Consider the following 14,761-nt stretch of genomic DNA (forward strand, 5'->3'; position numbering starts at 1 on the left):
CCCTGACCCGGCCGGTGCGATGATCTCCAGAGCCACCTCGCCGGAATTGGACCTCGAATGCACAGGATCACCACCGATCAGCTGACCCGCATGCTGGTAGGGACCGGTACGCCGACAGGTCCGCTCTATCGGCGGTTGAGCGAGGGCCTGGCCGAGCTGATCGATCGCGGCGAACTTCCGCCGGGTGCGGTCCTGCCAGCCGAACGAGCGCTCGCCGTGGCACTCACGATGAGCCGTACGACGGTCGTCGCGGCGTACCAGGAGTTGCAGGCCGGCGGTCTGCTCGAGCGGCGGCGTGGCAGCGGAACCAGGGTCCGGACGCACGCCCGGCATACCGTGTCGAGCCGCGAGTTGGCGGGTGATCACGCGGCGAGTCAGTTCCTCGATGGACCGCCCGCGACCATCGACTTCATGACGGCTGCGCTGCCGAGCCTTGGGATCGTCGCCGACGTGGCCGCGAGCCTGACGCGGGACGACTACCTGCAGTTGACGACCACGCATCATGGCTACCACCTCAAAGGCCTGCCGTCGCTGCGTGAGCGGATTGCGAGCTGGTACGGCGGATCGGATGACATCCTGGTCACGGCGGGAGCCCAGCAGGCGCTGGAATTGGTTGCGCGCGGTTGCCTCCAGCCGGCTGATCGCGTGATCGTCGAGGACCCGACGTACCGGGGAGCGTTGGATGCCTTCTCGCGGACCGGCAGCAGACTGTGCACGGTCGCTCTGGACAGCGCCGGTCTTGATGTCGATGCGCTGGAGAAGCTGCTAGTGACCGAGGCGCCGCGACTCGTCTACGTGCAGGCGTCCGGTCACAACCCGACCGGCGTGGTGATGACAGCCGATCGCCGTCGCCGCCTCACCCGGCTACTCGATCGGTACGACTTCATCTTGGTCGACGACACCTCACTCGCCGGTACGGCGTTCGCGCCAACACCCTCGACCTTGGGCACACACGAGCGGCTGCTCACGATCGGCTCGCTCAGCAAGGTGTTCTGGGGCGGCCTGCGCCTCGGCTGGATCCGCGGTGCGCCGCAAACGGTCGCGCGACTCGCCCAGGTGCGCGGGATCAGCGATCTCGGCAGCTCGCTGGTCGCTCAAGAGGTGGCCCGGCGGCTCTTCGATCACTACGAGGACGCGGTGGCCGAACGCCGTACGACGCTGCCGGTGCAGTTGCGCACGCTGACCGATCTCCTGCAGCAGCACCTCCCCGACTGCACCTGGCAGGAGCCCGCAGCGGGCGCATCGCTCTGGGTCCGCCTGCCGCACGGAACCGCCACGCAATGGAGCCAGCTGGCACAGCGGTACGGCGTCGCGCTGCTGCCCGGCGCGGTGTTCGGTTCGTCCGATGACCACACGCGGATCCCGTTCACGCTGCCCGAGGCAACGCTGCGCGAAGGTATCGAAAGGCTGAGTCGGGTAGCGACGGAAGTCGTCGGGAACCCCACCGATGCGGCCCGAGTGAACCCCTGATCCTGGCGGCGATCCGTTCCCACAGATGGGGGAGCGCGCCGAGCATTCCAGTCATGATCACTGCAACCGTGGCGGCCGTTGCCGCCCTGCTCAGCCTCGACGGCGTCTACCAGACCGACGGTTACAACATTGCCGTTGCCATCAGCAACGGTACCGCGCAGTTCTACGACCTCACCAAGGTCAGCTGCGCACCCTCTGACACCGCCACCGAAGTACGGCCAGGCGTCTTCGAGTCCGAAGACTCCCGCTACCGGATCAGCCCGCACAGCCTCCAGGTGGACGGCAGCGTGGGCACGATCCGACTCCGTCCCCGACCTGCGTTGCCGGCGCGATGTGCGGTCGAGACACCCAGCGATCCACTGAGTGTCTTCGACGTCTTCTGGGCCTCGTACGCCGAGAACTACCCGGCCTTTCGCCTCAAGGGCGTGGACTGGCAGGTCGAACGAGCCCGTGTCCGCCCGCTCATCCACGACGGCATCTCCGACGACAAGCTCTTCGAACTGATGGCCGGCATGCTCGAACCACTCGGCGACGCCCACGTCGGCCTGCGCTCACCCGAGCACGCCTACAGCGGAGTCCGCCCCGGAACCGAACTCCCCTCCGACGAACTCGAAGCCCGCGCCCAGGCCCTGATCCACAAAGACCTTCGCGGCGCGAAACTGACGTCGTACGGAAGCCTTCAGTACGCCGACCTGCCCGGCCGGATCGGTTATCTCCGCATCACCAGCTTCGACGAGGATCTGGACGACGCCCTCGACACGATCTTCCGCAAACCCCTGCTAGGACTGATGATCGACCTGCGCGTGAACCCGGGCGGTTCGGATCCGTTCGGCCTGCGGTTGGCGTCGCGGCTCACGAACAAGCCGTACGTCGCCTATCGCAAGAGCACGCTGGTCACCGCACCGCAGTCGATTCGTGTCCACCCGAGCCGCAGGCCGTCGTACCGGGGACCGATCGCCGTACTGACCTCCGGCGCGACCGTCAGCGCGGCTGAGTCGACCACCCTCGCGCTGGACGGCCGCAGTCCGCGCCCGATCCGGTACGGCGAGAGCACGCAAGGGGCGTTCTCGGACACGATGATCCGCACGCTGCCGAACGGTTGGCTGATCGCCGTACCGGCTGAGCGGTATGTCAGCGCGAGCGGCCGCAACTACGAAGGCGTCGGTCTGCCGCCGCACCGCGCGACGCCTGCATTCGACTCCAGCACCTTCGAGGCGGCTCTGCGGGAGCTGCGGCGGTAGGCTCGGCGGGTGGCCAGGTATTTCGATGTGCATCCGGACAATCCCCAGAAGCGAGCGGTCGGCCAGGTCATGGACCTGGTCCGCGGCGGCGGGCTGATCGCCTACCCGACCGACTCGTGTTTCGCTCTCGGCTGCGCGCTGGGGAACAAGGACGGGATCGACCGGATCAGATCGATCCGGCAACTGGATGACAAGCACCACTTCACGCTGATGTGCCAGGACTTCGCCCAGCTCGGGCAGTTCGTGCACATCAGCAACGCCGTCTTCCGCTCGATCAAGGCGGCCACGCCCGGCAGTTACACGTTCATCCTGCCGGCCACCAAGGAAGTTCCGAAGCGGCTGCTGCACCCGAAGAAGAAGACGGTCGGCGTTCGGATCCCCGACCATGTGGTCACTCAGGCGCTGCTCGAGGAGCTCGGTGAGCCGATGCTGTCGAGCACGCTGCTGCTGCCCGGGCACGAGGAGCCGATGACCCAGGGCTGGGAGATCAAGGAAGAGCTCGACAACCAGGTCGACGGCGTGATCGACGGCGAGACCGGCGTCGAGCCGACGACCGTGATCGACTTCTCCGACGACGTCGCCGAGGTGGTCCGGGTCGGCGCGGGGGACCCGGCACCTTTCGAGTGAGGGCTTGCGCTGCAGGTAATTGATGCCGGATTGTGGCGAAGGACCGTAATTTAGTTTCTTCGACCGCCCCCGGAGGATCTCCCATGCGACGTCTCCTGGTCGTACTCCTCGCCCTGGCTCTCGCCCTCGTTCCGACCAGTGCCGGCGCGTACGCGAACGCCTTCTTTCCGACTCAGAGCAGCGGCAACCGCGGCGCCGACGTACTGGCGATCCAGTACTTGCTGCAGCACAACGGCCACAGCACCCCGGCCGACGGCGTCTTCGGCGCCTCGACAGTCGACGCGGCCAAGGCGTTCCAGACCGCCAAGGGCCTTGGCACCGACGGAATCGTCGGCCCACAGACCTGGGCCGCCCTCGCCCCAACCCTCCGCTCCGGCGACAACAACGCGGCCGTCAAGGCACTCCAGGTCGAGCTGAACGCCAAGCGCCGCCTCAGCCTCCCGGTCGACGGCGTCTTCAGTACGGCGGTCCGCGACGCAGTCGCCGCCTTCCAGACCCACGCCGGGATCGGCTCCGACGGAATCGTCGGCCCGATCACCTGGCGCAACCTCGCCTGGCACTACGACTACCCGGACTTCACCGCAAACCTCTGCGACCAGGACCCCGACGGCAACGGTACGGCGGCCAACTGGGCCACCTCAGCCGCAGTAGCGCAGCTCGAACAGGCCGCCCGCTCCTTCGCATCCACCGGCCAAGGCAAGGTCCCGTACGGCGACGCCGGCTACGAGCACGGCGGCGACATCCCCGGCCACGGCAGCCACGAGGTCGGCCTGGACATCGACATCTGGCCCATCCGCACCGACAACGGCCAGTGCAGCGCCGGCCGCATCACCTGGCAGTCCACCACCTACGACCGCGCCGCCACCCGCCAACTGGTCCAGGCAATCCGCGCCGCCGCCCCCGGCCACGTCCGCATCATCTTCTTCAACGACCCCACCCTGATCAACGAAGGCCTCACCACCGAGTGGCCCGCCCACGACAACCACCTCCACGTCCGCTTCTGCGAAAAGGTCCACCCCAACTCCCTGTACACCTGCTGACTGTCGCTAGGGACACGTAGTGGTGGCACGCGATGCCGTTCGCGCGGCTGACTTCGGCGGGCGCCGCCGGCTACGTAGATGGCTACTACATGTCCTTGCCGACACATTGCAGGAAGCGCAACTTCCTCCAGGAGGGGTTGCTTGGCAGATATCCGGAGGTGATCGGCGAGTGTGGGGAGTGGGAGGTCGAGTGTGATCTCCGTGTCGTTGTCCATCGTTTACCGGCGGCTTTCTCCCCACAGTCAGCGAGGGGATGCTGTTGGTGGCGCGTCGAGCGAAGCCACCCTGCCGAATGGGTGAGCCGGGGAGGGGGCGGACCGTCGAACTCTGGGTGGGCTGCTGGGTTCACGCTTGGCGCGGCTGCCTGGATCGGCTGGGGAGCGGGTTGGTGAGTGGGGCAGGTCCACCCCAACTCTCTCTGTACCTGCTGAGCCGTCGCTCCAAGAACAGGACGTATAGGTATGCGACGGCGGTCGCGCGGGTGGCTGCCTGCGGGCGTGGAGGTCTACGTATACGAGTACCTCCTGTTGATGTTCAGGCGGCGAGGTAGAAAGGGGGTGTGACGGAGACCTTGGATTTGATGCCTGATGAACTGCTGACTACTACGCGGACCGTCCGGAAGCGGCTGGACTTGGACCGGCCAGTCCCGTTGGAGCTGGTTCGGGAGTGTATTGAGGTGGCGGTGCAGGCGCCTTCGGGGAGTAATCGGCAGACGTGGCATTGGATGGTGGTCACGGATGGTGAGAAGCGGGCTGCTATCGGGGAGTACTACCGGCTGGCGGTTGAGCAGTATTTGGCCAGCGAGGGGGCCGCGGGGAAGCTGCACGCGGATGATCCTGAGCGGGGGCCGGTGCAGCGGCGGGTTGGGGACAGCGTGGCTTATCTGGGGGAGCGGATGGGGCAGGTGCCTGTTCTGGTGCTGCCTTGCCTGCAGGTGAGCAAGTTGCCGGCTGGGAATCAGTCGGGGACTTGGGGGTCGATTCTGCCCGCGGCTTGGAGTTACTGCTTGGCGGCGCGAGCGAGGGGACTTGGTACGGCGTGGACGACGCTGCACATGGTTTATGAGAAGGAGATTCAGGAGCTGCTCGGACTGCCGGAGGAGATCCGGCAGTCCGTGCTGCTTCCGACTGCTTACTACACGGGGGACACGTTCAAGCCTGCTGCGCGGCAGTCACTCGACGATGTCATCCACGTGGACACGTTCTAGCTCACTTCGAGTTCGGCGAGTTGCATTCGGTAGGTGCCCTCGCCCTCTGGTCGCAGCTCGGTTCCGCGGACCTGCACGTAGCGGGCTGTGGTGGTTGGGAAGGTGTGGGTCACCGCGCTGGAGCCGGGCTGCGGTACGTCGTTCGCTGTGGCGACCGGCGTGAAGTTGACCCCGTCTGTGGACGTTTCGACGACGTAGTCGACCGGGAACATGCCGCCGGTGTTGGAGCCGTCGGAGCGTGCGTACAGGTCGACCTTGCCGATGCGGGAAGGGCCGCCGAGGTCTACGCGGACCCATTGTGGGGAGTTGGCGGGGACGGAGTCGCTGGTCCAGCCCATTGAGTTCCAGAGGCGCGACTGGCGGGCGCCGTCGGTCAGGTTGGCTCGCAGCCAGCCTTCGCCAACGAACTCCGAGGAGGTCGACGAGGTCACTGGTCGCCCGGCGGCGAAGTTGCCGCCGGCAACTTCGACCTCGGCCAGTTGCATTCGGTAGGTGCCGAAGGGGTCCTGGGCCAGCCGACGACCGATCACCTGCACGTAGCGCACGCTGCGAGCTGGGAAGTCGAAGGACTGTACGCCGCTAGGCCTGGCCTGGCCGGATCGTGTGCCGATGGTGCTCCACGACGATCCGTCCGTCGAAACCTGTACGTCGTAGTCGATCGGGAAGCCGACGCCCACGTTGGCCCCGTCGGCCCGCGGATACAGGTCCACCCGGCCGAGCGAGCGCGCAGCGCCGAGATCGACCTTGAACGTCTGCTGGTCGGTCGCGTTGGCCGCGGCAGCGGAGGTCCATCCCATCGAGCTGGCGTCCGACGTACGGCGTCCGTCGACGGCCGCGATCGCGCGCCAGCCGTCATTGTCGTACGACGACGAGACCGAAACCGCACCGCCTTCGGCCGGGTTCACGTCCGGGTTGAGCCGCACGTTGTCGAAGGCCACGTTCACCCCGCCACTCGCGAGACCGATACCCCCGGCCGTGAACGAGGAGTCGGTGACTGTCAGCACCGGCGCGGCACCAGTCCCGGCGTACACGGTGATCTTGTTGCCGCGCGCAACCACGCGGAGGCGGTTGAATTGACCGGGTGCGTAGCCGACCGCCTGGGCCTTGCCGAGCGTCGTACCGGACTTGAAGACGAAGACCTCGCCATTGTTGCGCTGGGCCACGAGATAGCCGCTCTCGAAGTCGGTCGGGTTCAGGTTGCGAACCACCAGCCCGGCCCAGTTCGTGTTGCCACCATTCGAATTCACGCCGCGAATCTGCAGGTCGACGCTCGCCGACACATCGCCGTACGCGCGCCCCTCGAGACCGGCAACGTGGTTCCAACCACCGGTATCCGTCTGCACCAAAGCTCCACCCGAAACAGACCACGACCCGGCGTTCGACTGCCACGACTGCGATCCGGCGCCGAAGTCATCGGCGTACGGATACACCTGATCCGGCCCACCAGACGCCAACGCATCCAAGACCTGACGATGTACGGCGTCCGCCGCGACCCCCGACTTGTCCAGCGTGAACGAGTTCGTCAGCAGCGAGTTGGCCAACGCGCGAGCGAGCACCGGCTTGGTCGCGGCCAACTGCGTGAACAGCTCGTAGTCCTCGACCCCGTCCAACTGGGCCTCACTGCGGATGCTGTCGTAGACGTCGTACGCCGGCGCGTTCGGCCGGACGATGAAGTTGTCGCCGTTCTGCGCCCCGTCGAAGGTGTCGAACTTCTGCCCCAGCGTGCCGAACCAGTAGTTCCACCCCCAGTGCAGATACCCGACCGCGTTCGCCTTCCAGGCCAGCATCGGCGTCAGCCGGGTCTTGACCAGGTGTGACATCAGGAACCGGTTCAGGTACGGACCGCGCGGCCCGATGCAGTTGTAGATCCACAACTCGTTACCAGCAAGGCGTTTGGTCTGGAAGTGCCCGACGTTGTTCTCGTAGAGATCGAGGATCGGGGTGTTCGCGGTGACGGTCGCGGTCGGGTTCTGGATGGCCAGTTCGGCCTCGTTCAGCTTCGGGTTCGGGAAGTACTTGCGGTAGATCTCGTACATCCAGTTCGCCGCGTTGGTGTCCTCGGTCCGCGTCGTCTCGTCGTTCGCGCTCATGTAGAAGATGTCGGTCAGACCCTTGGCGTCCAGATGCTGCTTGAGCGCCGGGAACAGCTTGTTCAGGTACGCCGTCCCCTCCGCGGAACCCGAGTTGACCGGAACCATCTGCGTGGATCCGTTCGCGGCACGCTTCAGCATCTCGAGGCGGTTCGGCAGACCGGCCCCAGGATCGCTGGTCATCAGCAAGTGCGGCGTGTGGATCCACTGCAGCGCACCGGCATCCTTATAGATCTGGATGAACCGGTCGAACGCCTCCCAGCCGAACGTATAGTTGCCAGCAGCATCGATCGTGGTATGAGGGATCAGCAGCGCCTGGAAGTCCGCGAAGACCACGTTGTTGCGGTGCCGAGCGTGGTTGCGGGCCATCGCCTCGATCACCCGCCACCAGTTCTCGTCGAACATCTGCACGTTGTACTGCAGCGGAATCGCCTGGATCGTCCCCGTGTAGTCCCAACCTGCCGAGGTAGTCCAGTTGTTCAGCTTGAACGTCGACTGGTTCGTCGGCGGGAGAGTGGCCGACGCGACGGTCAGCCGAACCGGTACGACGGTATTCCCCGCGCTGCTCTGGACGGTCGCCGTACCGGTGTAGACGCCGGGTGTCGCGCCGGTGGGCACGCGCACGCTGTAGTGATACGGCTGGGTGACGTTGGCCGCCAGGGTCCGCGGAGTGTTCTCGACGAGCGCGTCGTAGTACTGCGAACCGGTGCCTTCGCGTTCGGCATCCGGAGCCTGGAAGACATTCGGGTGCAGGTATTCGCGACGGACTGTGATGTCCGAGAGGGTCGCGCCGCCCGGGCCGGTCAGGTTACTCACGGCAACCGAGACGCCAGATGTGGACGCGGTCGGGCGGACCGCGATCTGGGCGGCCTCGGTCTCGTTGCGGGCGGCGTACAGGTCGATCGAGGTCGGGGCGCCGGCCGGCCGGGTGGCATAGGGGAAGAGGCGGTCGGACGAATTGTGGGTCCAGACCGGTGGCGGCGCCGCCTGAGCCGGCAGCGGTAGCAGCGCGGTCAGTACGACGGTGGAGAGGGCAACGGCAATTTTGCGCATTCATGTCCTCCGGGCGGCAAGGAAGGTCAGAACTACGCAAGCAGTCTCGGTCGCGCCCTATACCCGGTCAAGGCAGGACAGCTGGCCAGAATCGGTCAGGTCTCTTGACCGCCGGGCCGGGAGGCGGCCATCTCCTCAATGGTTAGACCACTCAGCACCGACCGCGGCTCGGAAACAGTCAGATCGCGCGATGGATCGGCGTCGTCATCGCGGACCTTCACCAGCAGCCAGTCCTCGCCGGTCCGCGTGAAGGCCCACGCCCCAGAGAGCTTCACCCCGTGCAACCGCACCTTCAGGTGACCATTCGAGATCGCGTCGGCGGCACTCCCCGGCGTCAGGTTCGTGTAGACGCCGGCATCCCAGACGATGACGGCGCCACTGCCGTACTTGCTGTCCGCGTGCACACCCTCGTACGACGCGTACTCCAGATCGTGATCGGTGGTGAAGACAGCGAGCCGCTTCACCACCGGATCCAGGGACGGCCCACGCGGGACCGCCCACGATTTGAGGACGCCGTCGACCTCCAGCCGGACGTCGTAGTGCAGTCTTCGAGCGTCGTGCAGCTGCACTACGAAGATCGGCCGGTGGCTCAAGCGGCGGCTGCCGCAGGGGGTTCGAGCCGGTCGCGGAGCCGCTCGAGAATGCCCCGGAGCAGTCGGGAGACCTGCATCTGGCTCACCCCGATCTCGGCGCCGATGTCCGCCTGGGTCTGCCCCTCGACGAACCGTAGTTCCAGAATCCTACGCTCGCGCGGCTTCAGCATGGTCAGGGCAGGCGCCAGTACGGCGACCGCTTCGGTCTGCTCGAACGCCGTGTCCTCGTCGGCGATCGTCTCGCCGAGCCGGGTCGCGGAATCGCCGTCCAGCGGACGGTCCAGGGAGAGCACGGAGAAGCAGCCGTCGGCCGCGATCGCGTCCTCCACTTCGTTGACTTCGGCCCCTATTTCGGCGGCGAGCTCGGCCTGCGTCGGTTCCCGGTGCAGGTCCTGGATGAGCTGCGGGCGGACCGAGGCGATCGAGCCCTGCAGTTCCTGCAGCCGGCGCGGGATCCGGACCGTCCAGGAGCAGTCCCGGAAGTACCGTTTCACCTCGCCGCGGATGGTCGGGACGGCGTACGCGAGGAACGGCGTACCCGTCGACGGATCGAAACTACGGGCGGCCTTGACCAGACCGAGGTAGGCGACCTGGTCCAGGTCGTCGGCCTCGACACCGCGGTTGCGGAACCGCGACGCGATGCTGTGGGCGACGCCCAGATGCAGCTCGATCGCCTGATCGAGAAGTTGTTGACGTAAGTCTTCGTCGGTGCTGGCGGCCCGGCGGCTGAGCAGGGCCTGCGCCTCGCTGTCGCGCTGATCTGCACGATGCCGGGCGGAGCTGGTGGTGACTGCGGTGGTGTTCATGTTCTGACCTCGCGACGTGAGTCACGGCGCGGCACATGTCTGGACCACGGTCAGGACCTTGCACCTCATTCCTACCCCACTCGGGCCCCGTTATGCATCCTCTCGGCGGTTACCGCCTCAGGTTCGTGATCAATCCGAGTTATCGCTAACGCGGCGTCACAATGCGGTTGTAGTCTTGTCGCTGCCACCCTCGATCTCCGCCCCTGTCACGAAGTCAGGTCGCTATGCCTCTCGCCTCTTCCCCGGCCAAAGGTTCCTCCGCACCTACCGACGCCGCCACGACCGGTGACGTCCAGATCCATGTCGGTGGCCGTTGGGTCGCCGGTCACGAGCTCGGCCGCCGCGCCAACGAGGTCCTGGTCAGCCACCACGGGCACCTGGTCTGGGTCGACCGCGAGGCGGTCCGTCCCGCGGAGTGACAGACTGCCGGAGTGGAACTGCGGCAGCTGGAATACTTCGTGGCGGTGGCGCACGAGCGCAGCTTCACCTTGGCCGCTCGTCGGCTGCATGTCGTCCAAAGTGCAGTGAGTGCTGCGATTGCGGCCCTTGAACGGGACTTGAAGGTCACGCTCTTCGAGCGGAACGCGCAGCGCGTGGTCCTGACCGAAGCCGGTACGGCGTTGCTGCCGGAGGCGCTCGCGGTGATGGACGCGGTGCAGGGTGCCCGGGATGTCGTCGACGAACTCGGGGCCGGCTTGCGTGGATCGGTGCGAGTCGGACTGTTGCCGGGGTTGGGTTTGATCGATTTGCCGGCCGCGGCGGCCGAATTCCGTCGCCGCTATCCGAATGTCGAATTGCAACTCAGAGTGAACGCCGAAGGATCCGCTGGGATCATGGTCGCGTTGCGTAATGGCGATATCGATATCGGTTTCCTCGGTGTACCGCAGGGCAGTGTGCCGCGCGAGTTGACCACTTGGGAGCTGCTCCGGGTGCCGCAGGTGCTGGCTGTCCCGGTCGGGCACCGCTTGGCCCGGCGGCGATCCGTCCGGGTAGCGGACCTCGCGGACGAGGAGTTCGTCGACTTCCCGCCGGGATTCGGGACGCGGACGCTGATCGACCAGACCTTCGAGGCCGCCGGGATCGAGCGCCAGGTGGTCGTCGAAGCGCTTGGTATCGAGAACGGGGTTCAGTTTCTGGCCCAGGGGGTCGGCCTCGGGATCCTGCCTGAGTACGCCGTCTCCGGGCTCGATGCAGTGCGCGTCGTACCGATTGTGGACGAGACGTTCCAGTGGTCGCTCTACATGGCGACCCTGCGGAAGCGGAAACCGACGGCCGCTCTCAGGGCGCTGCTCGGTCTGGTGAGTACGCATCTCAAGCAGCCCCCGGGGACCTCGCTGGGTGCGGAGATGCATCAACAGGATTGATCCTGCCATCGACTTGAGTCGTTGGACTTGATCCATCGTCCGGAGCACGATCGAGCTGTCAGCACGAAACGACAGTCTCGAAAGGCAATGACGATGAGTGAGAACACCAGGGTCGCGATCGTGACCGGCGGATCCAGCGGGATCGGCCGCGAGGCCGCTGCCCGGCTTGGCCGCGACGGCTACTCCGTTGTGATCGGCTACTCCGGCAACAAGGACCGCGCCGAACTGGCCGTCAAGGAGGTCGAAGCCGACGGTGGCCGGGCGATCGCCGTACAGGCTGATGTGGCCGATGAGAACGCGGTCACCGCGCTCTTCGATCGGGCCGAGCAGGAGTTCGGTGGCGTCGATGTGGTCGTCAACGCGGCCGGCATCATGCCGCTCGCGCCGCTGGCCGAGCTCGACCTGGAGGTCTTCGACGACATCGTCCGGACCAACCTGCGCGGCACCTTCGTGGTCGACCAGCAGGCCAGCCGCCGGGTCCGCAACGGCGGCGCGATCGTCAACATCTCCAGCTCGCTGACCCGGCTGGCCCGCCCCGGCTACTCGGCGTACGCCGCGAGCAAGGGTGGCGTCGAGGCGATCACGCTGATTCTGGCCCGCGAACTGCGCGGCCGCGATGTGACCGTGAACGCGGTCGCCCCCGGCCCCACCGCGACCCCGCTGTTCCTCGACGGGAAGCCGCAGGAACTGATCGACCGGATCGCCGCCGAGCCGCCGCTCGAGCGCCTCGGCCAGCCGTCCGACATCGCCGAGATCATCGCCTTCCTGGCCGGACCCGCGCGCTGGATCAACGGCCAGGTCATCTACGCCAACGGAGGTTCGGCAGCATGAGCGTCGTACTCATCAGTGGCGCGTCGAGCGGCTTCGGCGCCTTGACCGCCCGCGCCCTCGTCGACGCCGGACACCTCGTGTACGCCGGAATGCGCGACCTCGCCGGTCGGAACGCAACTGCCGCGGCCGACGCCGTCGGTTATTCGCCGAACCTGCGGGCGGTCGAACTCGACGTGAGCTCCGAGACTTCGGTGCAGCAGGCCGTCGACACGGTGGTCGGTGAGCAGGGGCGGATCGGCGTACTGATTCACAACGCCGGTCATATGGTCACCGGCCCGGCCGAGGCGTTCACTCCGGAGCAGGTGCTGGATCTCTACGACACGAACGTCGTCGGCACGCAGCGACTCAATCGGGCGGCACTGCCGGTGCTGCGGGCTCAGCAGGACGGTCTGGTCGTATGGGTCGGCAGCTCGAGCACGCGCGGCGGCACCCCGCCGTACTTGGCCCCGTACTTCGCGGCGAAGGCCGGGATGGACGCGCTCGCGCAGAGCTACGCGTTGGAGCTGGCGCGATTCGGCATCGAGACGACGATCGTCGTACCGGGTGCTTTCACGCACGGTACGAATCACTTCCTGCACAGCGGATCGCCGGCCGACACCGACGTGGTTGCGGCGTACGAGACGAAGTACGCCGGTCTGATGGAACACGTCGGTCAGCGACTGGCCGATCTGGAACCGGAGTGGTCCGACGTCGCCGAGGTTGCGCGTCTGATCGTGTCTGTGGTCGACACCGAGAAGGGCAAGCGCCCGTTCCGCGCGAGCTACGACCCGTCCGACGACGGCGCGATCGTCGTCAACGCGGTCGCCGACCGAGTCCGGTCCGAGTTCCTGCACCGGATCGGCCTGGAAGACCTTCTGCGCCCAGTCGCATGACTGTTTATACGCACTTCCTGCCGCCCGAGTACGTCGCGGCGGCGGAACGAGCCGGGCATCTTCGACCTGACGGGTTGCCCGGCTGGCCGACGTACCCGCGAGGTGATGTCTTGTCGATCCCTTCGCCGGGTGTGCACTTCGGAGACGACTTCCGCGCTCGGGTGCTCGCGCGTCGCGTCAACGAGCTCGCCGCTGAGCGCTCCAGCTTCCTGGCCAGTCTTCCGCTGCCGGATGTCGACGCGGCGCTGGCCGAGCTCGACTACGCGTACGACGTCTTGCACGCGGACGGCATCATCCTGCTCAGCAACGTGACTGGGCTGTACCCGGGTGAGCCCTCGTGGGAGCCGCTCTGGCGAGCCCTCAACGAGCGGTCCGCGCAGGTACTTCTCCACCCGACCTCACCACCGCAATGGCGTCAGGTCGCGCTGGATCGGCCGCGTGCGTTGATCGAATTTCCCTTCGACATAGCGCGAGCGGTCACCGACCTGACCCTGACCGGCGTCCTCACCCGGCACCCCGACATCCGCTTCACCATCTCGCACGGTGATCTCCTGGGCTGCCTCGCCGACCGCATCGACGAGTCAGCCCTCTGGAAGAACTTCACCTACACCGACTGCTGTCGATAATCGTGGGCGAACCGGATCGTTCGTTCCTGCTCCTCGGGCGTGCCGACCGGGCACAGGACGAACTCGGTCGCTCCGGCGTTCGCGAACCGCTCGATCTCCCGCGCGACCGCCTCCTCGTCCCCGAGTACGGCCGTGTCCTCGGGACCGGCCAGGCCGCCGCGATCCAGCACCGCCCGGTACGCCGGCATCTCGCCGGCCATGCCGAAGCGGTCGTGGATCCAGGCGCGGGTCGCGTCCGGATCGTTCGTGACCGCGACTGTCGCGGCCGCGATCACCTCGGGTCGTGGTCGTCCGACAGCTGCCTTGTCGATGGTCGGGCGGATGTACGACTCGATCAGTTCGGGGCCGACCCAGCTGGTCGTCGTACCGGCCGTGAGTTCGCCGGCGATCTTGAGCATCCGCGGTCCGAGCGCTGCCAGGATCACCTCGGGCGCTTCCGCACCTGCGATCGCCAGCTGACCGCGGGCGGTGATTCGCTCGCCCTGATAGTCCGTTGGTTCGCCGGTGAGCAGCCGGCCGAGTGCGTCGACGTACTCGCGCATGTAGTCCGCCGGTCGCTCCATCGACAGCCCGTGCAGTCCTTCGATGATGAGTGGATGGCTCGACCCGACGCCGAGGAGTAGCCGGTTGCCGGTGAGTGCCTGGACGCTGCGCGCCTGGGCCGCCAGCGCGATCGGGTGCCGCGGATACACCGGTACGACGCCGACCGCGAAGCCGATCGTGGATGTGTACGGCGCCGCGCCCGCGACGAGGGTGAGAGCGTCCCAGCCGGTGCGTTGGCTGAACCAGATCCGATCGATACCGCTGTCCTCCGCCGCCTTCGCGGCTGCCCCGACCTGCTCGATGCGCAGGCCCTCTTCGTCGATCCACAGTCCGATTCGCATGCTCACCAGTCAAGAAGGCCCGAGGCTGCTGACCCAGACCCACTTACGCTGTGCAGT

14 protein-coding genes are annotated in these 14,761 nt (G+C 66.7%); 10 read left to right on the forward strand and 4 right to left on the reverse strand.

Annotated features, from left to right (window positions below):
• Window positions 1–57: 57 nt before the first annotated feature.
• From ACFTSF_RS03910 to ACFTSF_RS03930, 5 genes are all read left to right on the forward strand, one after another.
• Window positions 58–1,470, forward strand: a complete 1,413-nt coding sequence (locus ACFTSF_RS03910; RefSeq protein ID WP_380152357.1) for a PLP-dependent aminotransferase family protein — start codon at window positions 58–60, stop codon at window positions 1,468–1,470.
• Window positions 1,471–1,523: 53 nt separating this feature from the next.
• Entirely contained in the window at window positions 1,524–2,711 is a 1,188-nt protein-coding gene (locus ACFTSF_RS03915) for a S41 family peptidase (protein WP_380152358.1), read from the forward strand.
• 9 nt (window positions 2,712–2,720) lie between these two features.
• On the forward strand, window positions 2,721–3,338 hold the full coding sequence (locus ACFTSF_RS03920; protein ID WP_344153226.1) for an L-threonylcarbamoyladenylate synthase: 618 nt from the start codon (window positions 2,721–2,723) through the stop codon (window positions 3,336–3,338).
• 83 nt (window positions 3,339–3,421) lie between these two features.
• Window positions 3,422–4,378: a penicillin-insensitive murein endopeptidase gene (locus tag ACFTSF_RS03925; RefSeq protein ID WP_380152359.1), complete on the forward strand. Its 957-nt coding sequence runs from the start codon at window positions 3,422–3,424 to the stop codon at window positions 4,376–4,378.
• A 580-nt stretch (window positions 4,379–4,958) separates the two neighbouring features.
• Complete coding sequence (locus ACFTSF_RS03930) at window positions 4,959–5,585, forward strand: nitroreductase family protein (protein WP_380152360.1); 627 nt, start codon at window positions 4,959–4,961, stop codon at window positions 5,583–5,585.
• Here ACFTSF_RS03930 and ACFTSF_RS03935 read toward each other — a convergent pair.
• From ACFTSF_RS03935 to ACFTSF_RS03945, 3 genes are all read right to left on the reverse strand, one after another.
• On the reverse strand, window positions 5,582–8,728 hold the full coding sequence (locus tag ACFTSF_RS03935) for a glycoside hydrolase domain-containing protein (protein WP_380152361.1): 3,147 nt from the start codon (window positions 8,726–8,728) through the stop codon (window positions 5,582–5,584). The genes ACFTSF_RS03930 and ACFTSF_RS03935 overlap by 4 nt on opposite strands.
• Window positions 8,729–8,823: 95 nt before the next feature.
• Window positions 8,824–9,297, reverse strand: a complete 474-nt coding sequence (locus ACFTSF_RS03940; protein ID WP_380152362.1) for a DNA polymerase ligase N-terminal domain-containing protein — start codon at window positions 9,295–9,297, stop codon at window positions 8,824–8,826.
• A gap of 20 nt (window positions 9,298–9,317) precedes the next feature.
• Complete coding sequence (locus ACFTSF_RS03945) at window positions 9,318–10,127, reverse strand: SigB/SigF/SigG family RNA polymerase sigma factor (protein ID WP_344153240.1); 810 nt, start codon at window positions 10,125–10,127, stop codon at window positions 9,318–9,320.
• A 224-nt stretch (window positions 10,128–10,351) separates the two neighbouring features.
• Here ACFTSF_RS03945 and ACFTSF_RS03950 point away from each other — a divergent pair, with 224 nt between their 5' ends.
• From ACFTSF_RS03950 to ACFTSF_RS03970, 5 genes are all read left to right on the forward strand, one after another.
• A complete protein-coding gene (locus ACFTSF_RS03950; protein WP_344153243.1) occupies window positions 10,352–10,546 on the forward strand; it encodes a hypothetical protein in 195 nt (64 codons plus the stop codon).
• A 12-nt stretch (window positions 10,547–10,558) separates the two neighbouring features.
• Window positions 10,559–11,491, forward strand: coding sequence for a LysR family transcriptional regulator (locus tag ACFTSF_RS03955; protein WP_344153246.1), 933 nt, complete (start codon window positions 10,559–10,561; stop codon window positions 11,489–11,491).
• A gap of 93 nt (window positions 11,492–11,584) precedes the next feature.
• Entirely contained in the window at window positions 11,585–12,322 is a 738-nt protein-coding gene (locus tag ACFTSF_RS03960) for an SDR family oxidoreductase (RefSeq protein ID WP_344153250.1), read from the forward strand.
• Entirely contained in the window at window positions 12,319–13,194 is an 876-nt protein-coding gene (locus ACFTSF_RS03965) for an SDR family oxidoreductase (protein ID WP_380152363.1), read from the forward strand. Before ACFTSF_RS03960 ends, ACFTSF_RS03965 begins: the two co-directional genes overlap by 4 nt.
• Window positions 13,191–13,820, forward strand: coding sequence for an amidohydrolase family protein (locus ACFTSF_RS03970; protein WP_380152364.1), 630 nt, complete (start codon window positions 13,191–13,193; stop codon window positions 13,818–13,820). The genes ACFTSF_RS03965 and ACFTSF_RS03970 overlap by 4 nt, the downstream gene beginning before the upstream one ends.
• On the opposite strand, the gene ACFTSF_RS03975 is transcribed toward ACFTSF_RS03970, so the two are convergent.
• A complete protein-coding gene (locus ACFTSF_RS03975) occupies window positions 13,799–14,704 on the reverse strand; it encodes a TIGR03564 family F420-dependent LLM class oxidoreductase (RefSeq protein WP_380152365.1) in 906 nt (301 codons plus the stop codon). The two genes, ACFTSF_RS03970 and ACFTSF_RS03975, sit on opposite strands and share 22 nt — an antisense overlap.
• Window positions 14,705–14,761 lie beyond the last annotated feature (57 nt).

The sequence above is a fragment of the Kribbella sp. NPDC056951 genome (assembly GCF_042674205.1).
GTDB lineage: Bacteria > Actinomycetota > Actinomycetes > Propionibacteriales > Kribbellaceae > Kribbella > Kribbella yunnanensis.